Below are 21,725 nucleotides of genomic sequence, written 5' to 3'. Positions count from 1 at the left end.
CCCCGCTCATTCGATCGGGATGTCGGTGAGTCGATAGATCGTCCCCCACGCCGCCCCGCCGTCGGTCTCCAGCGTCAGGGCGTCGGCATCCGGGACGTCGGGGAACAGGGCGAGGAAGCGCAGCGTCTGCCCGCTCGACGCACCGTCGCGCGCATCGGTCTGGCCGGCCAGGCGCCACTGGATGTCTGATTCCTCCGCGCCGATCGGGTAGTCCAGCGGATACACCGCGCTCGTCCCGACCACGAGCCGGGGTGCGAACGGGTAGAGCCGCGCGTCGGTACCCGCTCCGCGGTAGCTCCACGGCCCGGGGGAGAGGTTGGCGACCGTGCCCAGGCGGTACGCGCCGTCGTCGGTGCGCGTGGCCTCGACCACGACCGCCAGCATCCCGTCCACCCTTCGCGCCGAAGGCACCGCGATCTGGAAGGTACCGGCGGCGCCCATGTCCAGCGCCACGCCGTCGGGGCCGGGGGCGACCGGCCCGTCTTCGAACGGCGGCAGCTGCCCGTCGGCCGCGACCTCGGTCTCGCTCACCTGCGTGGTGGTGAGGGTGAGGGACACGCGTCGGTTCAGCTGCCGGTTCGCGTCGGAGTCGTTGGCGGCCACCGGCTCGCTCTCACCCCGGCCCGAGGGGCGCAGCTCGAAGTCGCCCGTCTCCAGGAGGCTGCCGAGGGCGCCGGCGACCGCCGCGGCGCGCGCCTCCGACAGCGCCTGGTTCGACGCATCGTCGCCGACATCATCGGTGTGACCCACGATGTCGACCACGCCGGCTTCGCGGGTGCCGAGGGTCTCGACGACGCTGCCCAGGATCGTCGCGGCATCCGCGCTGAGCTCGGCCGAACCGAAGGCGAACAGCACATCGCCGCTGAGGCTGATCTGCAGCGTCTCACTCGACTGCGTGACCTGCACCGCCCCGTCCAGCTCGCGCGTGGTGCTCTCCAGCGGCACGATCGGGGCCTGGTCGATGTCGTCCAGGGCCAGGTCGTCCTCGGTCTCCGGTGGCTCGCCGTCGACGACCGGGAACGCATCGAGGTAGGCGCCGGGGAGCACGAGCCCCACCGCGGCATCCGCCTCTTCGGGAGCGGCGAAGACCCGCTGCAGCCGGACCGGCTCGGCCCTCACGCTCAGCGACCGCGTGACCACGCTGCCGATCGGGGCGCCGGCCGCATCGACGGCGGGAAGATGGATGCTGCCCGCGGCCGGGTCGATCAACCGCAGGGCGCCGCCGGCCACCGGTACGCCGGGAACCGTCTCCAGGTCGAACCATGCACTGGGGGAGATGGACTCCTTCCCTTCGGGAAGCTCGACCGCGGTGAGGTCGGCGGTGAGGACGAGGTGGTCATCGATCCGGACGAGGGGATGGAGCGCGACCTCGATCTCTCCGCCGGAACCGGTCACGGTGATCGTTTCGACGACCTCGTCGGTCGCGGCCGGCGCGTCGGTGGGGCCGGGGTCGGGGGCGGGCGCCGCGGTGCATCCGGTGAGCACGAGTGCCAGTGCCAGCGCCGCGCCGAATACCGATCGTTGTGCCGTGCCCATCCTGCTGTCCCCCTGTCATCGCCGCGGCGTCCGTGCCCGCGGTGCTTCCCCCGAGCGTATCGGTGCGGACCGCGCGGTCACGCCGCGATTGACAGAGGCGTGGGCGACCCCGACCCGCCCCCTGGGAGAGGATAGGGACGTGAGCGAGTTCCCCGACGCGTGGTACGTGAGCCTGTCGAGCCGGCTGATCCCCGGCCTCGACGGCGGCTACACGATCGCAGCGCTCCAGCGTGCTCGGCACATGGCCGACGCCGGCGTGGACGGGGGGCAGGGTCCCGTGCTGCTCACTGTCGACCCGGGCACGCGCTCCGATCACGACGCGCATCGTGCGGAGTTCGCGCGGAGAGGGCTGCTGGACGACCCCGCGCGGCTGCGCAACCTGTTCGACGAGGCATCCGGCCCCGCCGGCGGCGCGGCGCAGTGGCTGCGGGCCGCGGCGCATCCGGGCGAGGCCGACCCCGCGCTGGCCTACCGCGTCGTGGCCGGAGCGGACGGGACCGCGGTCCTGGAGCTGCCGGTGGTGGCGGGCGACCCCGACTGGCACATCAGCACGGCGCCGGTCGTGGTGCGGGAGCGCGACGGATCGATCGCGGGCGTGATCGACGGCTTCGGGGCGCTGTACCGCGCATGGCTGACACACGTCGCCGCCGGCCTGCGCGCCGCGGCGGACAAGCCGGTCGTCGTCGTGTGCGAATCACGGCAGCTCGGCGAGCTGCTCGTCGGATGGGACGACCCCGGCGTGCGCCTCGTGCACGGGATCCATACGATCCACCTCGAGCCGCCGTTCGACGCGGATGCTCCGCTGAACCCGCTGTGGTCGCGATGGTTCACGCTCGCAGAGCGCTTCGACGCCGTCCTGTGGCTCACCGCGTCGCAGCGGGACGACGTGCAGGCGCGCTTCGGGCTCTCCGACGTGCACGTGGTCGCCCCGCACGGCGTCGCGGCCGCGGCATCCGTGGTCCCGCCGGCGCAGCGGGAGGTCGGCCGCGTCGTGATGCTCGGGCGCCTCGCGCCCGGAAAGCGCGTGGACAGTGCCATCCGCGCGTTCGCCCGGGTCGTCGCGGCGGTGCCGCACGCGCGCCTGGACGTGTACGGCGAGGGGGCGGAGCGCGAGCGGCTGCAGCGCGTCATCGACGACCTCGGACTGACGGCGCACGTCGTGCTGCGCGGAGTCACGGAGGACCCCGGCCGCGTGCTGGACGAGGCATCCGTGTACCTGCAGACCTCGGCGTTCGAGGGGCAGGGGCTGGCCCTCACCGAAGCGCTCGTGCACGGGTGCCCCGCCGTCGTGTACGACGTGCGGTACGGCCCCCGCGACCTGCTCGCCTCCGGCGGCGGCATCCTCGTGCCCGACGGCGACGAGGACGCCCTGGTCGATGCCCTCGTGCGGATGCTGACGGATGCGGCGCTGCGCGAGCGGCTCGCCGCCGAGGCGGTCGCCTCCTCCCGCGCCGTGGACCCCGCCCACGCGATGGCCGCGCTCGCCGCCGCCGTCACGGACGTGCTCGCCCGCCCCTCGCGCCGCGCCTGAGTCCTGCCCGCCCCACGCCGCCGGTGGCGGATCCGCCCGGGGCGGATGTGGGCGACAGGGGGCGCCCGCGGGGTGAGGCTGTCGGACATGACCAACGATGCGAAGATCCCGCTGTTCGGCGCGGAAGCGCGCCGCGACCTGTACGCCCAACGGGTGCTCGTCCTGGACGGGCCCCTCGACGACGACAACGGCACGCTCCTGGCGACCCAGATGCTCGCCCTCGCCGCCGACGACGCGGCGACCGACATCGCCCTGTGGATCCACTCCCCGGGCGGCTCGGTGCCGTCGATGCTCGCGATCCGCGACGTCATGCGCCTCGTCCCCAACGACGTCGCGACGCTCGCCCTGGGTCTCGCCTGCAGTGCCGGCCAGTTCCTGCTCTCGGCCGGCACGCCGGGCAAGCGTCGCGCGCTCCCGCACGCGCGCATCCTCATGCACCAGGGCTCGGCCGGCATCGGCGGGTCCGCCGTGGAGGTCGAGGTGCAGGCCGACGACCTCCGGCACATGCGCGACACCGTCCTGGGTCTCATCGCCGACGACACCGGCCAGAGCCCCGAGCGCATCTTCGAGGACTCCCTGCACGACCGCTGGTACACCGCATCCGAAGCCGTCGCGTACGGCTTCATCGACGGGGTCGTGTCCGACTTCACGCAGGTCGTCCCCGGGCGCCGTCGCGTCCCCGGGCTCGGGGCGGAGGTGGCGGCATGAGCAGCTACACGATCCCCAACGTGGTGGCGCAGCACCCGCGCGGCGAGCGCATCATGGACGTCTACTCCCACCTCCTCGCCGAACGCGTCGTCTACCTCGGCACCGGCGTGGACGCGGGGGTGGCCAACGCCCTCATCGCCCAGCTGCTGCACCTGGACGCCGACAGCCCCGAGCGCGACATCCAGCTCTACATCAACTGCGAAGGCGGCGACCCGGCGGCGATGCTCGCGGTGTACGACACGATGCAGCACGTCCGGCCCGATGTCGCCACCACGTGCGTGGGGCAGGCGGTCGGGGTGGGCGCGGTGCTGCTGGCCACCGGTGCGGCCGGCAAGCGGGCCGTGCTCCCGCACGCCCGCGTCGTGCTGCACCAGCCGGCCGGGCAGGGCCGCGGGGCCATCCCCGACCTCATCCTCCAGGCCGACGAGCTCGTGCGCGTGCGCGGCGACGTCGAGCAGATCCTCTCGCGGCACACCGGCAAGGATCCCGCGCGCCTCCGCGCCGACACCGACCGCGATCGCATCCTCACGGCGGCGGATGCGGTCGCCTACGGCCTCGCCGACATCGTGCTGTCGCGTTAGGCCGCGGCGCGCGGCGGCTGGGCCGCGGCGCGCACGGCGGCCGCCGCCTCGGCGGGCGAGCCACGGAACGGCGCACCGTGGCCGGGGATCACCCACGACGCGTTCAGCGCGGCGAGCCGGTCGAGGGAGGCGAGAGCCGTCGCCGGGTCATCCGTGAACGGCGCCGGTTGCGGGCCGGTGCGTCCGGTGAGCACACTGCGGGTCGTGAGCGCATCGCCGACGAAGACCGCATCCGCGATGTCGGAGTGCACGGCGATGCTGCCGAGGGAGTGCCCCGGCAGCGCGACGATGCGGGGCGCCCCCGGCAGATCCAGCACGTCGCCGTCGGCGACCTCGACCACGTCGCGGAGGTGGTGCGTGCGCATCCCGCCCTTGCGCAGGCTGTAGGCGAAGAACCCCAGGGTCGGTCCGAGGCGAAGCGGACCGAGGGGGAGCTTCGGCTTGTCGCCGCCTCGGGCGCGGTCGGCGTCGGCGGCGTGCACGTACACGAGGACGCCGGAGTCGCGCCGCAGCCGCTCGGCGAAGCCGAGGTGGTCGCTGTCGCCGTGGGTGAGGACCACCCCGCGCACGTCGGCGACGGTGCGCCCGAGTGCGCGCAGCTCGTGCTGGAGGTCGCGCCGGTGCCCGGGCAGGCCGGCGTCGATGACGGTGACGCCGTCGGGGGTGTCGATCAGATGCACGGCGACGATGTCGTTGCCGATGCGGGAGAGGTGGGGCGCGAGTCGCATGATCCGTCCGATCCGGGGTTTGATGGCTATGCGGTGTAGCCATGATAGCTTATATCCATAGCCATGAGGAGGGGCCGATGCCGACACCGGAACGCACATCGCTCGAGGAGATCGTCGCCGCCGCCCGCGAACTGCTGGAGACGGGCGGCCCTACGCGCGTGACGATGCAGGCCGTGGCGGCGCGCGTGGGCGTGCGCGCACCCTCCCTGTACAAGCGCGTGCGGGATCGTGACGCGCTGCTGACGCTGGTGGCGAGCGCCTCGGCCGACGACCTCAGCCGGCGGCTCACCGCATCCGACGGGTCCCTGCACGCCCTGGCGCTGGCGTACCGGGCGTTCGCGACGGAGCATCCGGAGGGGTTCCGCCTCTTCCTCACGCCGATGGCCGCCGGCCCGGCGGTCGACGCGGTGGGCGAGGCGGTCGTGCGGGCGGCGGCCGGTGCCGTGGGCGAGCAGCACGCACTGGAGGCGGCGCGGCTCGTCACGGCATGGGCGACCGGATTCCTGACGATGGAGCTGGCCGGCGCATTCCGCATGGGCGGAGACCTCGACGCCGCATTCGCGTATGGCCTCGACCGGATCCTCGCCGGCCTGGGGACGGTGCCGGATCAGGCCCAGGGGTCGTAGTCGGCCAGCAGCGCGCCCTGCTCGGGCCGCTCCGCCTCGGGCACGTGCTGCAGGTTGACGCGCACGCGGTACCACAGCGAGCTCGAGCCGCGCATGCCGTCGACGAGCACATCGGCCGGATGCAGCATCCCCTCGACCTCCGGATGCTCCGCCTTCCACCGCTCCAGCAGCTCGAGCGCCTCGGGCTTGGTCTTCGTGCGGGCGATCTCGATGAGCGGCATCGTCGAGGCACGGCGGCCCGAGCCGTCCGGTCCGCGCGGCGGCTTCTCCGCCGGCCCGAGCTCGTCGGCCAGGCGCAGGAGTCCATCGAGCGTGCCGGGGGCGTCGTCGATGCCGCGATGGGGGTCGCCGATGTCGGCGAAGCGCTCGAGCACCGTGGCCACGGTGAACTCCTCCGGGCGCCGGGTGCGGACCTCGTCCCACGCGAGCGGCGTCGACACCCGTGCATCCGGGAGTGGACGGATGGAGTACGCCGATGCGACCGTGCGGTCCTTGGCGTTCTGGTTGAAGTCGACGAACACGCTCTCGCCTCGCTCCTCCTTCCACCATCGCGCGGTGGCCAGGCCCGGAGCGCGGTTCTCGACTTCGCGCGCAAGGGTCTCGGCCGCCAGGCGCACCTGGCGGAAGTCCCAGTGCGGCGCGATCCGGACGAGGATGTGGAGGCCGCGCGATCCGCTGGTCTTCGGCCACCCCGTCAGGCCGTACTCCTCGAGCACGTCGCGCGCGATGAAGGCGACGTCGACGATCTGCGACCAGTCCACGCCCGGCATGGGGTCGAGGTCCACGCGCAGTTCGTCGGGATGATCGAGGTCCTCGGCGCGCACGGGGTGCGGGTTCAGATCGAGGCACCCGAGGTTCGCGACCCACGCCAGGCCCGCCGCATCCCGCACCACCGTCTCCTCCGCCTCGGTGCCGCGGGCGTAGTGCAGCGTCGCGGTGCCGATGAAGTCGGGGTGGTTCTCGGGCACGCGCTTCTGGAAGAACGCCTCCTGGTCGATGCCCTTCACGAAGCGCTTGAGCACCATGGGCCGCCCGCCCGCGCCGCGCAGGGCGCCGTCGGCGACGGCGAGGTAGTAGCGGACGATGTCGAGCTTCGTCAGTCCCGGCCCCGGGAACACGACGCGGTCGGGGCTCGTGATGCGCACCTCGTGGCCATCCACCTCGAGGGTCTCGGCGGGCGTCTTCGACGGACTCATGCCGCGAGGTTAGCCGCGCGGCGGATGCTCCGGCCAGGGGTTGCACCCGCGCGGGCCGCGGCGCGGAAGGTCAGGCGACGAGGACGAAGGCGCCCGGCGCGCCGACGGAGACGGATGCGGTGGCCCGCAGCTCGCCGGCGATCGTCGCGGTCAGTTCCACGAGCGTCAGGTCCAGGGCGCCGGCGATCGCGGCGATCATCTCGCTGGAGGGCTCCTTGAGTCCCCGCTCGACCTCGGAGAGGTACTGCGGGGAGACGCCGGCGCGGGCGGCGGTGTCGGCCAGACGCTCTCCGCGCGCGTGGCGGATGCGGCGGAGGAGGTCGCCGAGGGCCTCGCGCCACAGTGGCTCGGGGTCTCGCGGGGTGCGGGGGAGAGGGAGCAGCTCGGCCATGCCGTCAGGCTAGAGCGGGCTCCGTCGGCGTCGCCATCCATTCCGCCCACAGCAGAAGCACCCGTGCGGAAACGACGAAGGGGGCCGCCCGGATGGGCGACCCCCTACGGGAAGAGGTGGATCAGTCGTTGCCGCGCAGGATCGCGAGGATGCGGAGGATCTCGACGTACAGCCACACGACGGTGACCATGATGCCGAAGGCCCCGACCCACGCGTACTTGCGGGGAGCGCCGGCACGCACGCCGCGCTGGATCTGGTCGAAGTCGAGCACCAGCGAGTAGGCGGCCATGACGACCACGAGCAGGCCGATGATGACGCCCAGCGGGATGCCCATGACCTCGATCGAGCGGAGGCCGAAGGCGCCGCCGGCGATCGGGACGTTGAAGAGCATCAGACCCACGTTGATGAGGCTGAACACGAGGTAGCCGACCATCGCGATGAGGAAGATCTTCGTCGCCTTGGCCGACGCGCGGATCTTGCCGCTGGCGAACAGGGCGAGCGTCACACCCACGACCGAGAGGGTCGCAAGGGTCGCCTGGAAGACGATGCCCGGGTAGATGAACTCGAAGAAGGCCGAGATGCCACCGACGAACAGACCCTCGAACGCCGCGTACGCGACGATGAGCGGCACCGACGGCTGCTTCTTGAAGATGTTGACCATCGCGAGCACGAAACCGCCGAGCGCGCCGATCAGCCACGGGGCGATCGAGGGGTTCGGGTTGGTGGGCGTGACGCCGGCCATCGTCCACAGCCAGCCGACGACGGCGGTGACCACGAGCACGCCGAACAGGGCGAGGGTCTTGTGGACGGTGTCCTCCACCGTCATGCGACCGGTCTCGCGCGCGCCGGCGGGCGGCGAGGCGTACATGCCGTCCAGCTGCGCGGCTTCGGCGGCCGGCGGCGGCGCGTACTGCGTCGCGGCAGGGCCGCCGGGGTACGTCGAAGCGCCGCGGGAGTCCTGGAACGCCGGGTTGTTGAAGGCCGGGTTGTTGAGGGCCACTTGCTCTCACACTCCAAAGAATCTTCGGGATCACAGCACTGTGCTGTGGATCAACGATAGCCGACGGCGTGTCGGCTCCGGCAGTGGTGCGCTGAGGGTTCGCTATGAGCGCGACATGAGGTCCCTCAGGCGGCCCCGCGCGTAGCCTGGAGGCGTGACCCGGTCCTCCCCGCTCGTGATCGGTCACCGCGGTGCGCCGGGATATCGCCCCGAGCACAGCCGCTCCTCGTACGACCTCGCGCTGGCGATGGGGGCGGATGCGGTCGAGCCCGACATCGTCGTCTCCCGCGACGGCGTGCTGGTGGTGCGGCACGAGAACGAGATCGGCTCGACGACGGATGTGGCGCAGCATCCGGAGTTCGCCTCGCGCCGTACGACCAAGACGATCGACGGCGAGCGCCTGACGGGGTGGTTCACCGAGGACTTCACATGGGAGGAGCTGGCGACGCTCCGCTGCCGCGAGCGCCTGCCGAAGATCCGGCCGGCCAGCGCGTCCTTCGACGGGACGCAGCCGGTCCTTCGCCTGCGCGACGTGCTCGATCTCGTGCGCGCGGCCTCCCTCGAGCAGGGCCGGGAGATCGGCGTCGTGCTGGAGATCAAGCACGCGACCTACTTCGAGACGCTCGGTTTCGACGTCGTGGGCCTCATCGCGGCGGAACTGGATGCGGCGGGCTGGTCGCGCGGCGAACTGCCGATCGTGTTCGAGGCCTTCGAATCCACCGTGCTCACGCGGCTCCGGGAGCGTGGCCTGCCCGGAACCTACGTATACCTCCTGGAGGCGGCCGGAAGCCCGTACGACCTCATCGCGCAGCACGGCACGGCAGCGCCCACCTACGCGGCTCAGGCGGCGCCGGCGGGCCTCGACGAACTGATCGGGCGCGTGGACGGGATCAGCGTGGACAAGAGCATGATCCTCGCCCCCCGCCGGCGCACGCATACGGCCGGCGGCGTCGTCGGCGACGCGAAGGACCGCGGTCTGCTGGTGTTCACGTGGACGTGCCGGCCCGAGAACGCGTTCCTCCTCCCGCAGTTCCGGCTGCGCGGCGGTGCGGCCGCGTTCGGGGACTACGAGGCGGAGTGGGCGGTCATCCGCGACTCCGGCGTCGACGGCGTGTTCGTGGATCACCCCGACCTCGGGCGGCGATTCTTCGGCACGTGAGCGCGGCGCGCGCGTCGCCGGCCGCGCGCGAGCCCTAGGCTGTGCCCATGTCAGCGTCCGGGGGGATCGCCGTCGAGAACGTCCGGCGGTCGTTCGGCCGCGTCGAGGCGGTGCGCGACGTCACTCTCCGTGCGGAGCCGGGCCGCGTCACGGGGCTGGTCGGACCCAACGGCTCGGGCAAGACCACGCTGCTGCTCCTGCTCGCCTCTCTCCTCGCCCCCGACGCCGGCAGCATCCGCCTCGACGGCGTGGACCCGGTGACCGAACCGGCGCGGGCCCGCGCACTCCTGGGGTGGATGCCCGACACGCTCGGCGCGTGGCCGACCCTGACCGTCCGGGAGACGCTCGTGGTCACCGGCCGCTTGTACGACCTGCCCAGCACGGCCGCCCGGGAGCGGGCAGAGATGCTGCTGGACGACGTCGGCCTCGGGCACCTCGCCGATTCGCCGGCCCGCGTGCTCTCGCGCGGGCAGAAGCAGCGCCTCGCCCTCGCGCGCGCCCTCGTCCACGACCCGCGCATCCTGCTGCTGGACGAACCCGCATCGGGCCTGGATCCGCAGGCGCGCATCGAACTGCGCCTGCTCCTGCGCCGCCTGGCCGTCGACGGCCGGACGATCCTGCTCTCCAGTCACGTGCTGTCAGAGCTGGAGGAAGTCGTCGACGATGCGGTGTTCCTCGTCGAGGGCCGGACGGTGGCCGCGGACCGGGTGGCACAGGCCGCCGGGCGCGGCCGGGCATGGCGCATCCGGCTCCTCCCATCGACGGATGCCGCGCCCGCGTCGCCGCCCGATGCCGACGACCGCGCGCGCGTGGCGGCGGCGCTCGGGCGCGCGCCCGAAGACCTCTCGGTCGACCGGCGCGACGTGCTGGCCCCGTTCGCCTCCGACGCCGAGGCGGCTCGGGCACTGCAGGCCCTCATCGGCGCGGGGCTGGACGTCACCGAGTTCGCGCCGGCCACCGGCGACCTGGAGCATACGTTCCTCGACCTGCGGGGAGGCGCCGAATGAACCTGTCGCGGCTGGGCGCCCTCATCCGCCTCGAGCTGACGCAGCGCCTCCGCTCGGTCGCGTGGTACGTGCTCCTGGGCGTGTTCGCGCTCATCCTGCTGATCGTGACGGGCCTGGCCGTCGCGGCCGCCGCGCTGACGGCCGGCAGCGGCGGATGGCTCTTCTCGCTGCAGATCTTCCTCGTGCTGCTGCTGGTCCTGCTGGTCTCGCCCACCCTCAGCGGCAACAGCGTCAACGGGGACCGGGATGCCGCGACGCTCGCGCCGATGCAGGTGACCCTCGCCACGACGGGGGAGATCGTGCTGGGGAAGTTCCTGGCGGCGTGGATCGCTGGGCTGGCGTTCCTCGCCGTGGCCCTGCCGTTCCTCGTCGTCGCCACCCTCGCCGGCGACATGGAGCCGGCGACCATCGGTACGTCCCTGGCGATCCTCGTCCTGGAAGTGGGTGTCGTGGCGGGCATCGGCGTGGGGCTGAGCGCGGTCATCGCCCGCCCGCTGTTCTCGGTCGCCACCACCTACCTCGTGGTCGCGGCCCTCACGGTGGGCACGCTCATCGCGTTCGGCCTGGGCGCGGTCACCTCCTCCGTGGAGGTGACCGTGACGGAGCGCTACTACGCCGACGCCGGCCCGCCGTGCGGGCCGGGAGAGGACCCGCAGGAGTACGGCTGCGTGGAGGAGCCGCTCAGCGGATGCTCCTCATGGCAGTCCTACACGCGCGAAGTGCCGCGCACCGACCACGTGTGGTGGATCCTCGCGGCGAACCCCTTCGTCGTGCTGGCGGATGCGACGCCGACCAACCTGTCACCGGACGGGTACCCGCAGGACCTGTTCGGCCAGATCTCCTGGGCCGTGCGCTCGGCCCAGATCGCCCCGGAGACCGACGTGCGCACCGATTACTGCGATACGGCGATGTGGCAGCAGGGCGGGCCGCTGCCCAGCGAGCAGATGGCGGGCACGGCGCCGAGCTGGTTCGTGGGGCTCGCCGTCCAGCTCGCGATCACCGCGGGTCTCCTCGCGTGGGGCTGGCAGCGGACGCGAACGCCGGCGCGCACGCTGCCACCGGGCACGCGCATCGCCTGAGGGCGGCGGCGTCAGCTCCGCCCGGCCTCCGCGCGCGACCACAGCCGCGACGAACGGCTCGTGACGGCGCGGGTGGCGGCATCCAGGGCGTCCTGGATGCGCGGGAAGCGCGACGGCAGCCCCTTGCCCTGCAGCCACAGCACGTCGATGTGGTCGAGGCCGCGTTCGCGCACGCACGCGACGAGCCGGCGTGCGTCGTTCTCGGGGTAGTGGGTGTCGTGGATGAGCCAGTCCTCGGCGCCGATCGGGACCAGCACGACTCGACCCTCCGAAGCGCCGTGGGCCGGGGCGCTGCAGTTGTCTGCGATCGTCATCGAACAGTCCTTTCTGGGTGTGATGTCACCGTACGATCGGCCTCCGACACTCCTGAGGGGCTTGACAGCGCGGGAGAAGTCGGACTCCGTCACCGCGGCGACAGGTCCGGCATCGCACGGGTGCCGAACTCGTGGCGCAGGGCGCTGAGGGCCGCTCGCCAGCCCGCGAGCCCGTGCACGCCGGGCCCGGGACTGGTCGACGCCGAGCACAGGTACACCCCGCGGGCGGGCGTGCGCCACGGATCGGGGGAGAGGGTCGGGCGCCGCAGCAGCTGCCACATGGTGGGCGCCCCCGCGGCGATGTCACCGCCGGGATAGTTGGGGTTGGCCGCCGCCACCTCCACCGCGGTGCGCGAATGGCTGGCGAGGATGGTGTCGCGGAAGCCGGGTGCGAAGCGCTCGATCTGACCGATCACCGCCTCCTCGCGGTCGGCGTCGCTCCCGGCCGGCACGTGCGTGTAGGTCCACAGCGTGTGGGCGCCGGCGGGTGCCCGCGTCTCATCGAACACCGACGGCTGGGAGACGAGCACGTACGGCCGGTCGCTCAGCCGCCCGCGACTGACGAGGTTCTCCGCTGTCGCCATCTCGGCGCGGGTGCCCCCGACGTGCACGGTCCCGGCGGTGCGGACGGCCGGGTCGGCCCACGGCACGGGCTCCGACAGCGCGAAGTCCACCTTCGCGACGGCTCCGCCGAAGCGGAACGACGCCAGCGCAGCGCGATAGCGCCCCGGCAGCCTGTCGCCCCCGATGCGGAGCAGTGCGTCGGGGGTGACGTCCAGGATCACGGCGCGTGCCGGCGGGAGCTCGGCGAGCGAGCGCACCTCGTGGCCGGTCACGATCTCGCCGCCGAAGGCACGCAGGTCCGCTGCGAGCGCATCGACGATCGCCTGGCTGCCGCCCACCGGGATCGGCCACCCGAGGGCGTGCCCGTAGGTGGCCAGCACCATCCCCGCCGCTGCGGCGGCCAGGCTGGGCTGCGACAGGATCGTGTGCGCGGCGACGCCGGTGATGAGCGCGGGCGCGGCGTCCTCGGCGAAGCGCGCGTTCCACGCGGGCGTGCCCTGCTCGAGCGCGCGGAGGCCGAGGACGATGGCAGCCAGCGGATGCCGCGGCACGCGCAGCAGCGCCCCGCCGGTGAAGTCCGCGACCTCGCTCGCGCGTTCGGCGAGCGGGCGCATGAGGCGCACATAGGCGTCGCCGTCGCGGCCGAGGGTCTGCGCGGTGCGTTCGAGGTCGCGGTAGGCCACCGCCGCCGTGCCGCCGTCCAGCGGCTGCGCGTACGAGGCGTCGGGCACGACGAAGTCCACGCGGCGGGTCAGCCCGAACTCGCGGAAGAAGCGCGACTCGAAGGCCAGCGGATGCACCGCCGAGCAGATGTCGTGGACGAACCCCGGCAGGGTCAACTCCGCCGACGCGGAGCCCCCACCGATGTGATCGGCCCGCTCGTAGACGCGCACCGACAGCCCCGCGCGGGCGAGCGTCACGGCGGCGGCGAGCCCGTTGGGGCCGGAGCCGACGACGACCGCGTCGAGGGCGGTCATCGCGCGTCGGAGTCCTCGCGCGTGGACGAGTCCTCCTCGTGGGCGGTGGTGTCCGCGGTCCGCTCCGCCATCCCCTCGGCCAGGTAGGCCAGCCGGTGCAGCGTCTCGTGATTGCGCAGCTGCAGAGGCACGTCGAGGATCGGTGCGGGGATGAGCGCGCCCGGACCGGCCACCGCCTCCTCCTGGATGCGCACGAGCGCGCCGTCGGGGTGCGGCTTCACGTGGATCGTCACGCGGGCTTCGCCGATCGGCCATCCGCGGGCCTTGAGCACGAACCGGCGCGGCGGGTCGTAGTCGAGCACCTCGGTGGCGTCGTCCAGCAGCATCGGCCACGTGCCGAAGGAGTGATGCAGGCGGCTGCCCTTGTGCGGCCAGTCTTCGCCGACCTCACGCATGCGCGAGGCTCCCACGACCCATGCGGGGAAGAGCCAGCCGTCTTCGAGCACCCGGAAGACGTCCTCCGGGCTGCAGCGCAGTACTCGTGTGTTCCGAGACATCCGTCCCCCTTCTCCGTGTCGTCACGCTATCCGGACCCGCCGAACCGGCGGAGAGGGTTGCGCTGGGCGGGAGAGGGTGTCAGCCGCCCTCGGGAACGGGAGAGGACAGGGATGCGTCGGACAGGTCGAGCACGAGTCCCGCGGCCGTGGCCGCCTCGTTCGCGAAGCGCTGCAGAAGCGCGCTGTCGAGCATCTCGGGCTCGGGTGAGGCGAACACGAACCGCAGCTCGATGGCGGGGTGGAGCCAGATCGTGGAGCGCCCCTGCTCGGGGTGGCGCCACGACACGGTGAAGCTCTCCCCCCGGCGCAACTTCGTCGCGATGACGACCTTGACGTGCGCGAGCAGGCGGTCGGACATGTCGATGGGCTCGAATGAGCCGCCGTAGTACAGATGGCCCATTGCGAGCTCCTTCGGTTGTTCCCCACCCATCAGTGTATAGATATCTAGAATATTTAGATAGCATTTCGTAATAGTGGGCCTACCTCGGTAGTCTTCCCGCATGGCTTCGGACAGCGACCACGACGATGGAGCGGGTGATGCCGGCGTCGGCGAGCCGTCGGCCCTGGGCCGGGCCCTGCTTCGCTATGTCGAGGCGCGCCAGGCGTCGCTGACCCAGGCACGTCAGGAGCTGGGCGTCAACGAGCTCGACGCGCGGGCGCTGCTGTTCATCGCCAGCCACCCCCGGGCCAGGCCCACCTCGTTGCGGCAGTACCTCGGGATCACCTCCGCCGGCGTCACGGCTCTCGTCGACCGCCTCGAGCAGCGCGGGGCGGTGCGTCGTGAGGTGGACCCCCATGACCGTCGCGTCAACCGGCTCACCGTGACCGTCGACCTGTCCGCCGAGCCCTGGTCCTCGCTCACGCGGTTCGACGCCGCGTTCGAGCGGGCGCTCGCCGCGTCGGGCGCAGGTGAGGCCGAGCGGCTGGCCACCCTCCTCGAGGCGCTCATCGACGACGCCACCGGCTGACCAGCAGAGCATCCTCTTCATCCGAGTCGTCCGGGTCAACCCCCTTCGGTGATCGTGGCCGACGCGATGAGGTGGAGTGGTGGCGCCGCATCGGCGGTGCCGCGAACGGAGGAGAGCGACATGAGCGATTCCCTGCCCGACAAGCCCAGCCAGGCCGAAGGCGACGTCGGCGACGACGAGATCACGGAGAAGTCCGGCGAGCTCGACGCGCATGACGACGGCGACGACACCGCTGCCGACGATCGTCCCTGACGTACCGCGCCCGACCGTTCCGGCGGGCAGGAGGAGGAGCCTGTGAAGGCGATGGTGTACCGCGGCCCGTACAAAGTGCGGGTCGAAGAGAAGCCCGATCCGCGGATCGAGCACCCCAATGACGCCATCGTGCGCGTGGAACTGGCGGCGATCTGCGGATCGGATCTGCACCTGTACCACGGCATGATCCCCGACACCCGGATCGGCCACACCTTCGGACACGAGTTCATCGGACGCGTCGAGGCGGTCGGCTCGTCGGTGCAGACGCTCCAGCCCGGCGACCGCGTCATGGTGCCGTTCAACATCTTCTGCGGCACGTGCTTCTTCTGCGCGCGAGGGCTCTACTCCAACTGTCACAACGTCAACGCCAACGCCACCGCCCTCGGCGGTATCTACGGGTACTCCCACACCGCCGGCGGTTTCGACGGAGGTCAGGCCGAACTGGTGCGCGTGCCCTTCGCCGACGTCGGGCCGACCATCATCCCGGAGTGGATGAGCGATGACGACGCGCTCATGCTCACCGACGCCTTCACGACGGGGTACTTCGGTGCGCAGCTGGGCGACATCGCCGAGGGCGACACCGTCGTGGTGTTCGGCGCCGGTCCCGTGGGGCTCGCGGCAGCGCGGTCGTCGTGGCTCATGGGTGCGGGGCGCGTCATCGTGATCGACCACCTCGACTACCGCCTGGCGAAGGCGCGCGAGTTCGCGTTCGCCGAGACCCACAACTTCGCCCGCCATGACGACGTCGTGGTGCTGCTGAAGAAGCTCACCGGCCACCTGGGGGCCGATGTCGCGATCGACGCGGTCGGCGCGGAGGCCGACGGCCACCTCACGCAGCACATCACCTCGGCCAAGCTGAAGCTCCAGGGCGGGTCGCCCGTCGCCCTGAACTGGGCGATCGACTCCGTGCGCAAGGGCGGCAACATCTCCGTGATGGGCGCCTATGGGCCGCTGTTCAGTGCGGTGAAGTTCGGCGACGCTCTGAACAAGGGGCTGACCCTGAGGATGAACCAGGCACCGGTGAAGCGACAGTGGCCGCGTCTGTTCGAGCACATCCAGGCCGGGCGGATCACGCCCGGCGACATGATCACCCACCGCATCCCCCTCGACGCGATCGCCGAGGGATACCACATGTTCTCGTCCAAGCTCGATGACTGCATCAAGCCGGTCATCGTGCCGGGCGCGTGAGAACCGCGACGGAGGATTCATGCCCTACACACCTGACAAACCCATCACCCCTCCCAGCGCCGACGAACTGCGTGCGCGCATCCCGGGATGGGGCGCCGACCTCGACCCCGCCGACCGGCCGTCTTTTCCCAAGGAGTGTTTCGATCCCGGCGCTACCGGCGCCCATTGGACCGAGCCCGAGCGGCAGGGGGATGACCCCCGGCGGGAACGGTCGATCGAGCACGCGCACCTGACCGCGGTGTACGGAACGGCGCAGCCCCTGCACGGCGTCTCCGGCGCGATCCGACGGTACGCCTACGCGCGCTACAGCGAGGGCCGCGCCGCGCACTGGCTGCTCCTCGTCCTCGGCGACCGCGTGGAGGCCTTCGGCGCGCACGTTCGGTCGCTGTTCACGCTGCGTCCGGACAACCCGATCACCGCGACCGGCATCCTCGCCGAGCCGCGCCTGCGCCCCATCGCGTCGCGACGCGGACGCGTCGACCTGCGGCACGCGTGGATCGACCCGATCCTCGTGGCCGGTCCGTGGGTGCTGGGCGGCTGGATCGTGGTGCGCATGCTGCGGCGCGTCTTCGTCCGTCGCTGACGCCCCGCGCCGCCGCGCTGCAGGCGGTGTCTCGGCGGCTGAGGTGCGCGATCGGGCGTGGTCTCGAGCACGGGTGCGGACGTGCGAAAATCACATCGGACATCGCCTTACGGGGTCTGGCGAGCCGTTGAGAAAGGCCACACGACATGCCCTACCGCACACAGGCAGTGCTGCAGGACTGGTTGGACGAGTTCCGCGCCGAGGGACACGAGATCCACGCTCACGTGGCGTTGCAGGACGGCAGCGACGGCCGGGACACGGGGCTCGTCATCGTCCGGCTCGTCAACGCCACCACGGAGATGTTCATGCAGCCGATCGCTCCGGGCGACTACCACTGGGAGATCACGCTGCAGGCGCGTCCGCACGACAGCGTCATCGCCCCCGACCAGCTCGACGAGCTCAGCGCTGAGTTGCAGCGCGCGGCCGACCTGTGCCGGTTCCTGCAGGAGAAGTCGGCGCAGCACGACCGCGAGGCCGAGAGCGAGCGGCGTCCGTCAGGCAGCAGCTGACATCCGTTCCACCTCGGCGATCACGCGCGGGTGCGCGAGGATGCGGAAGTGGCCGCCGGTCTCCAGCTGCACGTTGCGCCCGCCCGGCAGCTTGCTCCCCTCCGGGATGTGCGGGTCGAACGCCCCGTAGACCGACGTGATCCGCGCATTCACCTCGAGCTGCTGCGCGAGCGCGACGATCGTGCGATCGCGGGGGGAGAAGCTGCGCAGCGTGGGCGAGAGCATCATGCGCGCATAGCGCGATCCACCGAAGGGGGTCGCCACCGCGACCATCCCGCGCACGCGGGAGCCGGCCTCGCCGATCATGACCTGTTTGCCGACGAGGCCGCCCTTGCTGTGGGCGACGAGCACCACGTCGGTCAGATCGTGATCGTCGAGGTACCGGGTCACGTGCACGGCCATCTCGGTGACGGGCCGGCGATTGCGCTGCAGCAGGTCGACGATGTGGATCGGGTGCCCGCGCTCGTGCAGAGCGGAGGCGAGGGGCTGCAGGAATTTCCACGTCTCGTAGACGCCGGGCAGGAGCACCAGTGCCACCTCGGATCCGGAGCGGAACGTCGCGGGATCGGTGCGATTGAGGAAGGCGCGCGCCTGCCACGTCGCGGCGTACGCATAGTCGGCGACCCACCATGCCGCGTCGCGGGCGGCGCGCCCGATCACCGGCTGAGACCCGCCACGGCGCCCGCGTAGGTCGTGATCGCGTCGGCGACGGCGCGGGGACGGGAGAACTGCGCGACGTGGCGGCTGCCGGGGATGACGGCCAAGTCGCCCTCGCCGGCCCGGTCGCGCAGCATCCGGCACCACCGCATCCCGGCGATCGGATCGCGCTCTCCGCGGAGCACGAGCAGCGGCACGCGCAGATCGGCCACGCGCTCCTCGATCGGGTAGGCGATCATGTGGCGCACCTGAGTCAGGTACCACGGGATGCCGCACCGCACGTAGTCGGTGAACACGATCGCGTTGGCCAGGGGCGGCTCGCCCAGGCAGTCCAGCCCGAGCGCGAGCGACTGCGCCGCCACCGAGCGGTGCTCGGAGTCGGAGACCGGCCCGATGACCACGGCGTGCGAGACCAGGTCGGGCCGCTGCGCCGCCAGCTCGACGACCCACTGGGCGCCCATCGAGTGACCGACGAGCACGCACGGGCCCACCCCCAGCCCGGCGACGACGCCGGCCAGCGCGGCGGCCATGGTCGGGATGTCGACGTCGGTGCCCGGTTTGGGCAGGCCCCCGAACCCGGGCAGATCGACGCTGAACACCGCGTGGCCTTCGCCGAGCACGTCCTGCAGTCGCGAGAAGTAGCGGTGCGACATCCCGATGCCGTGCACGAGCACCACGGGCGGGCGGTTCGTCGCCTGCGCGGGGTTCGCGTGGACGCGGAAGGCGAGGCGGCCCTGATCCGCGCGCCAGGTCGTGCGCTCGGAGGTCATCGGGTGCGGCGGAAGGTGTCGGGCATGGGGTCACGCTAGCCGTCGCACCTGGATGAGTCCGCACACTGGACGGGTGGACGTCGTGCCGCTATGGCGGCTGCCGCCGATCGGCCGCTACTTGGCGACGAGGGTGGTCTCGAAGCTGTACATGTCGGGCCGGTAGCAGTGGTGTCCGAACTCCACGGCGCGCCCGGAGGCGTCGTACGCGACACGCTCCATCGTCAGCACAGGCCCGCCCTTGTCGATGTCGAGGAGCTCGCCCTCGTCGCCCTGGGCGCGCCGGGCGCCGATGCGCTGGTTGGCGACGCGGATGGTCACGCCGCGGGCGCGCATGATCTGGTAGAGGCCCTTGGCCTCGAGCTGTTCGGTCGTGATGTCGGCGAAATCGGGCGGCAGATAGTTCACCAGGACCGCCACGGGCACCCCGTCGGTGGAGCGCTGACGGCGGAGATACACGACGTCGGAGCCGGCGGGCACGCTCAGGGCGGCGGCGGTGGCCGCGTCGGCGGGGCGGATCTCGTGCTCGAGCACGCGCGTCCCGGGCGCATGGTGCGAGCTCTGCAGGTCTTCGTACAGGCTCGTCAGCTCCACCTGGCGGGTGACCTGGCCCTGCACGACCTGCGTCCCGATGCCGCGGCGGCGCACGAGCAGGCCCTTGTCGACCAGTTCCTCCATCGCGCGCCGGATGGTCGGACGGGACAGGCCCAGCCGCTGGGCGATCGCGATCTCGTTCTCCAGGCGCGCACCGGGGGCGATGTCGCCCGAGCGGATGGCGCGCTCGATCGCCGAGGAGACCTGGAAGTAGAGGGGCACAGGGCCCGTGCGGTCCAGGGTCGCCAGCAGCTCGTCCAACTGCACCACGTCGTCGGCCATACAGAACCCCCATGCTCCGTCTATTGACGCGACAATCGTACATGGGCGCGTCCATGTCCTCCCCGGCGGCGATGGGGGTTGCGATGGCGCTCCCTTGTGCTATTGTCAGGACAAACATTCCGACGATGCGGATCCGGTTGCCGGCCCGCGGAGAGTTGTACAGCGGAGTATGACCGAAACCCCTGCCCCCTTCGATGTGCTCGCCTTCGGCCGGCTCGGCGTCGACGTGTACCCGCTGCAGTCCGGCGTGGGCCTCGAGGACGTCGAGACCTTCGGCAAGTACCTCGGCGGCAGTGCCGCCAACGTCTCCGTCGCCTCGGCGCGGTACGGCCACCGCACCGCGCTCGTCTCGGGCGTCGGCGATGATCCGTTCGGCCGCTATCTGCTGCGCGAGCTCGACCGCCTGGGCGTGGACAACCGGTACGTACGGGTCGACCCCACGCTGCAGACGCCGGTGACCTTCTGCGAGATCTTCCCGCCCGACGATTTCCCGCTCTACTTCTACCGCGAGCCCAAGGCGCCCGACCTCACCCTCGAGGCGGCCGAGCTGGACCTCGACGCCGTGCGGATGGCGAAGATCCTGTGGTTCACCGCCACCGGTCTCACGCAGGAGCCCAGCCGAGCGGCGCACGTGGCCGCGCTGCAGGCGCGCACCGAGGGACGCACGATCTTCGACCTCGACTACCGCCCCATGTTCTGGGCCGATCCGCCCGACGCACGCGCACACGTGTCGCACGCGCTCGAATTCGCCACGGTCGCCGTCGGCAACCGCGAGGAGTGCGAGATCGCCGTGGGCGAGACCGAGCCCTCGCGCGCGGCCGACGCCCTTCTGGACCGAGGTGTCGAGCTCGCGATCGTCAAGCAGGGCCCTCGGGGCGTGCTCGCCAAGACCCGGAGCGAGACGGTCGAGGTGCCCCCGTACCCCGTCGACGTCGTCAACGGCCTCGGCGCCGGCGACGCGTTCGGCGGAGCCCTGTGCCACGGACTGCTCGAAGGGTGGGACCTGGAGCGCGTGCTGCGTTTCGCCAACGTCGCCGGTGCCATCGTGGCATCCCGGCTGGAGTGCTCCACCGCCATGCCCACGCACGACGAGGTCGTCGCGCTGATCGAGGGGGGAGAGCGCTGATGGGTCCGCGGTTCCTGGCACCCGAGGCGTTCGAGCGCCTCCGTGACGTGCGCGCGTCGTCACCGCGGACGATCCGCGACACGCTCGCGAGCCGCCGCCGTCGCGAGCTGCTGCGCGGAGACGGGCGCCTGTTCATCGTGGCCGCCGATCACCCCGCCCGCGGCGCGCTCGCCGTCGGGCAGAACCCCGTCGCGATGGCCGACCGCTACGAGCTGCTCGACCGGCTCGCGATCGCCCTCAGCCGCCCCGGCGTGGACGGGGTGCTGGGCACCCCCGACATCATCGACGACCTCGCCGCCCTCGGCCTCCTCGACGACAAGATCATCGTCGGCTCGATGAACCGCGGAGGCCTGCGCGGGGCGTCGTTCGAGATGGACGACCGGATGACCGCGTACGACGTGCCGCGCATGGTCGAGGCCGGCATCGACGTCGCCAAGACCCTCATCCGCGTCAACCTCGACGACGCCGGCACCGCCGCCACCCTCGCCGCGATGGCCGACGCCGTCACGCAGGCCGCCGCGGCGGAGCTGCCCATCATGCTCGAGCCGTTCCTGAGCCGGTGGGTGGACGGGCGAATCGTGAACGACCTGTCGCCCGAGGCCGTCATCCTCTCCATCGCGATCGCGTCGGGCCTGGGCGCATCCAGCGCGTACACGTGGATGAAGCTGCCGGTCGTCGACGACATGGAGCGCGTCATGGCCGCCACGACCATGCCCACCCTCCTCCTCGGCGGCGACTCCGGCGTCGACCCCGACGAGACCTTCGCCGCGTGGGAGGACGCGCTGAGCCTCCCCGGCGTCCGCGGCCTCACCGTCGGCCGCACGCTCCTCTATCCGCCCGACGGGAACGTCGCCGCCGCCGTCGACATCGCCGCCGGCCTCGTCCACCCCAGCCTCTGACACCGA

26 protein-coding genes are annotated in these 21,725 nt (G+C 72.0%); 14 read left to right on the top strand and 12 right to left on the bottom strand.

Annotated features, from left to right (window positions below):
- Positions 1 to 6 precede the first annotated feature (6 nt).
- Positions 7 to 1,536 (bottom strand): OmpA family protein, encoded by a 1,530-nt coding sequence (locus E4V99_RS02845; protein WP_135063594.1) that lies wholly within the window; start codon positions 1,534 to 1,536, stop codon positions 7 to 9.
- Between the two features lie 139 nt (positions 1,537 to 1,675).
- On the opposite strand from E4V99_RS02845, the gene E4V99_RS02840 reads away from it, so the two are divergent.
- From E4V99_RS02840 to E4V99_RS02830, 3 genes are all read left to right on the top strand, one after another.
- The gene (locus E4V99_RS02840) at positions 1,676 to 3,067 is read left to right on the top strand and encodes a glycosyltransferase (RefSeq protein ID WP_135063596.1); all 1,392 of its coding nucleotides are present in this window, start codon (positions 1,676 to 1,678) and stop codon (positions 3,065 to 3,067) included.
- An 87-nt stretch (positions 3,068 to 3,154) separates the two neighbouring features.
- Entirely contained in the window at positions 3,155 to 3,775 is a 621-nt protein-coding gene (locus E4V99_RS02835) for an ATP-dependent Clp protease proteolytic subunit (protein ID WP_135063597.1), read from the top strand.
- Positions 3,772 to 4,356 (top strand): ATP-dependent Clp protease proteolytic subunit, encoded by a 585-nt coding sequence (locus E4V99_RS02830; protein WP_135063599.1) that lies wholly within the window; start codon positions 3,772 to 3,774, stop codon positions 4,354 to 4,356. The genes E4V99_RS02835 and E4V99_RS02830 overlap by 4 nt, the downstream gene beginning before the upstream one ends.
- Here the strand turns inward: E4V99_RS02830 and E4V99_RS02825 are convergent.
- Complete coding sequence (locus E4V99_RS02825) at positions 4,353 to 5,084, bottom strand: MBL fold metallo-hydrolase (protein ID WP_135116370.1); 732 nt, start codon at positions 5,082 to 5,084, stop codon at positions 4,353 to 4,355. The genes E4V99_RS02830 and E4V99_RS02825 overlap by 4 nt on opposite strands.
- Before the next feature lie 77 nt (positions 5,085 to 5,161).
- Between E4V99_RS02825 and E4V99_RS02820 the strand changes: the two genes are divergently transcribed.
- A complete protein-coding gene (locus E4V99_RS02820) occupies positions 5,162 to 5,710 on the top strand; it encodes a TetR/AcrR family transcriptional regulator (RefSeq protein WP_135116369.1) in 549 nt (182 codons plus the stop codon).
- Here E4V99_RS02820 and ligD read toward each other — a convergent pair.
- The 3 genes from ligD to E4V99_RS02805 all read right to left on the bottom strand — a co-directional run bounded on the left by ligD (position 5,692) and on the right by E4V99_RS02805 (position 8,297).
- The gene (gene ligD / locus E4V99_RS02815; RefSeq protein ID WP_135116368.1) at positions 5,692 to 6,906 is read right to left on the bottom strand and encodes a non-homologous end-joining DNA ligase; all 1,215 of its coding nucleotides are present in this window, start codon (positions 6,904 to 6,906) and stop codon (positions 5,692 to 5,694) included. The two genes, E4V99_RS02820 and ligD, sit on opposite strands and share 19 nt — an antisense overlap.
- 70 nt (positions 6,907 to 6,976) lie before the next feature.
- A complete protein-coding gene (locus tag E4V99_RS02810) occupies positions 6,977 to 7,297 on the bottom strand; it encodes a helix-turn-helix transcriptional regulator (RefSeq protein ID WP_135063607.1) in 321 nt (106 codons plus the stop codon).
- A 121-nt stretch (positions 7,298 to 7,418) separates the two neighbouring features.
- Entirely contained in the window at positions 7,419 to 8,297 is an 879-nt protein-coding gene (locus E4V99_RS02805) for a Bax inhibitor-1/YccA family protein (protein ID WP_135063609.1), read from the bottom strand.
- A gap of 154 nt (positions 8,298 to 8,451) precedes the next feature.
- Here E4V99_RS02805 and E4V99_RS02800 point away from each other — a divergent pair, with 154 nt between their 5' ends.
- The 3 genes from E4V99_RS02800 to E4V99_RS02790 are packed head-to-tail and all read left to right on the top strand — an operon-like array spanning position 8,452 to position 11,542.
- Positions 8,452 to 9,456: a glycerophosphodiester phosphodiesterase family protein gene (locus tag E4V99_RS02800; RefSeq protein ID WP_135116367.1), complete on the top strand. Its 1,005-nt coding sequence runs from the start codon at positions 8,452 to 8,454 to the stop codon at positions 9,454 to 9,456.
- A gap of 47 nt (positions 9,457 to 9,503) precedes the next feature.
- The gene (locus tag E4V99_RS02795; RefSeq protein WP_135116366.1) at positions 9,504 to 10,463 is read left to right on the top strand and encodes an ABC transporter ATP-binding protein; all 960 of its coding nucleotides are present in this window, start codon (positions 9,504 to 9,506) and stop codon (positions 10,461 to 10,463) included.
- Entirely contained in the window at positions 10,460 to 11,542 is a 1,083-nt protein-coding gene (locus E4V99_RS02790) for an ABC transporter permease (protein ID WP_135063615.1), read from the top strand. The genes E4V99_RS02795 and E4V99_RS02790 overlap by 4 nt, the downstream gene beginning before the upstream one ends.
- An 11-nt stretch (positions 11,543 to 11,553) precedes the next feature.
- Here E4V99_RS02790 and E4V99_RS02785 read toward each other — a convergent pair whose 3' ends face one another.
- The 4 genes from E4V99_RS02785 to E4V99_RS02770 all read right to left on the bottom strand — a co-directional run bounded on the left by E4V99_RS02785 (position 11,554) and on the right by E4V99_RS02770 (position 14,294).
- Positions 11,554 to 11,856: a hypothetical protein gene (locus E4V99_RS02785; RefSeq protein WP_135063617.1), complete on the bottom strand. Its 303-nt coding sequence runs from the start codon at positions 11,854 to 11,856 to the stop codon at positions 11,554 to 11,556.
- An 89-nt stretch (positions 11,857 to 11,945) separates the two neighbouring features.
- Complete coding sequence (locus E4V99_RS02780) at positions 11,946 to 13,397, bottom strand: NAD(P)/FAD-dependent oxidoreductase (RefSeq protein WP_135063619.1); 1,452 nt, start codon at positions 13,395 to 13,397, stop codon at positions 11,946 to 11,948.
- Positions 13,394 to 13,894: an SRPBCC family protein gene (locus tag E4V99_RS02775; RefSeq protein WP_135063621.1), complete on the bottom strand. Its 501-nt coding sequence runs from the start codon at positions 13,892 to 13,894 to the stop codon at positions 13,394 to 13,396. The genes E4V99_RS02780 and E4V99_RS02775 overlap by 4 nt, the downstream gene beginning before the upstream one ends.
- 79 nt (positions 13,895 to 13,973) lie before the next feature.
- Positions 13,974 to 14,294 (bottom strand): hypothetical protein, encoded by a 321-nt coding sequence (locus tag E4V99_RS02770; RefSeq protein ID WP_135063623.1) that lies wholly within the window; start codon positions 14,292 to 14,294, stop codon positions 13,974 to 13,976.
- A gap of 100 nt (positions 14,295 to 14,394) precedes the next feature.
- Between E4V99_RS02770 and E4V99_RS02765 the strand changes: the two genes are divergently transcribed.
- The 5 genes from E4V99_RS02765 to E4V99_RS02750 all read left to right on the top strand — a co-directional run bounded on the left by E4V99_RS02765 (position 14,395) and on the right by E4V99_RS02750 (position 17,394).
- Entirely contained in the window at positions 14,395 to 14,862 is a 468-nt protein-coding gene (locus E4V99_RS02765) for a MarR family transcriptional regulator (RefSeq protein ID WP_135116365.1), read from the top strand.
- Positions 14,863 to 14,982: 120 nt separating this feature from the next.
- Positions 14,983 to 15,114 (top strand): hypothetical protein, encoded by a 132-nt coding sequence (locus E4V99_RS18680; RefSeq protein WP_261799192.1) that lies wholly within the window; start codon positions 14,983 to 14,985, stop codon positions 15,112 to 15,114.
- 42 nt (positions 15,115 to 15,156) lie between these two features.
- Complete coding sequence (locus E4V99_RS02760) at positions 15,157 to 16,302, top strand: zinc-dependent alcohol dehydrogenase (RefSeq protein ID WP_135063627.1); 1,146 nt, start codon at positions 15,157 to 15,159, stop codon at positions 16,300 to 16,302.
- 19 nt (positions 16,303 to 16,321) lie between these two features.
- The gene (locus tag E4V99_RS02755) at positions 16,322 to 16,885 is read left to right on the top strand and encodes a hypothetical protein (RefSeq protein ID WP_135116364.1); all 564 of its coding nucleotides are present in this window, start codon (positions 16,322 to 16,324) and stop codon (positions 16,883 to 16,885) included.
- Between the two features lie 146 nt (positions 16,886 to 17,031).
- On the top strand, positions 17,032 to 17,394 hold the full coding sequence (locus E4V99_RS02750) for a hypothetical protein (RefSeq protein WP_135063631.1): 363 nt from the start codon (positions 17,032 to 17,034) through the stop codon (positions 17,392 to 17,394).
- Here E4V99_RS02750 and E4V99_RS02745 read toward each other — a convergent pair.
- The 3 genes from E4V99_RS02745 to E4V99_RS02735 all read right to left on the bottom strand — a co-directional run bounded on the left by E4V99_RS02745 (position 17,380) and on the right by E4V99_RS02735 (position 19,694).
- Positions 17,380 to 18,054 carry an alpha/beta hydrolase gene (locus E4V99_RS02745; RefSeq protein WP_240742805.1) on the bottom strand — a complete coding sequence of 225 codons (675 nt, stop codon included), beginning with the start codon at positions 18,052 to 18,054 and terminating at the stop codon, positions 17,380 to 17,382. The genes E4V99_RS02750 and E4V99_RS02745 overlap by 15 nt on opposite strands.
- Positions 18,051 to 18,821: an alpha/beta hydrolase gene (locus E4V99_RS02740; RefSeq protein ID WP_135063633.1), complete on the bottom strand. Its 771-nt coding sequence runs from the start codon at positions 18,819 to 18,821 to the stop codon at positions 18,051 to 18,053. Before E4V99_RS02740 ends, E4V99_RS02745 begins: the two co-directional genes overlap by 4 nt.
- A 114-nt stretch (positions 18,822 to 18,935) precedes the next feature.
- Positions 18,936 to 19,694 carry a GntR family transcriptional regulator gene (locus E4V99_RS02735; RefSeq protein ID WP_135063635.1) on the bottom strand — a complete coding sequence of 253 codons (759 nt, stop codon included), beginning with the start codon at positions 19,692 to 19,694 and terminating at the stop codon, positions 18,936 to 18,938.
- Between the two features lie 169 nt (positions 19,695 to 19,863).
- Between E4V99_RS02735 and iolC the strand changes: the two genes are divergently transcribed.
- Together iolC and E4V99_RS02725 are read left to right on the top strand one after the other, a co-directional pair.
- The gene (iolC, locus tag E4V99_RS02730; RefSeq protein WP_135063637.1) at positions 19,864 to 20,820 is read left to right on the top strand and encodes a 5-dehydro-2-deoxygluconokinase; all 957 of its coding nucleotides are present in this window, start codon (positions 19,864 to 19,866) and stop codon (positions 20,818 to 20,820) included.
- On the top strand, positions 20,820 to 21,719 hold the full coding sequence (locus E4V99_RS02725; RefSeq protein WP_135063639.1) for a deoxyribose-phosphate aldolase: 900 nt from the start codon (positions 20,820 to 20,822) through the stop codon (positions 21,717 to 21,719). Before iolC ends, E4V99_RS02725 begins: the two co-directional genes overlap by 1 nt.
- Positions 21,720 to 21,725: the final 6 nt, after the last annotated feature.

Source organism: Microbacterium sp. dk485 (assembly GCF_004570445.1).
In the GTDB taxonomy this organism is placed as follows: Bacteria; Actinomycetota; Actinomycetes; order Actinomycetales; family Microbacteriaceae; genus Microbacterium; species Microbacterium wangchenii.
This window is presented reverse-complemented; position numbering and strand designations above follow the sequence as displayed.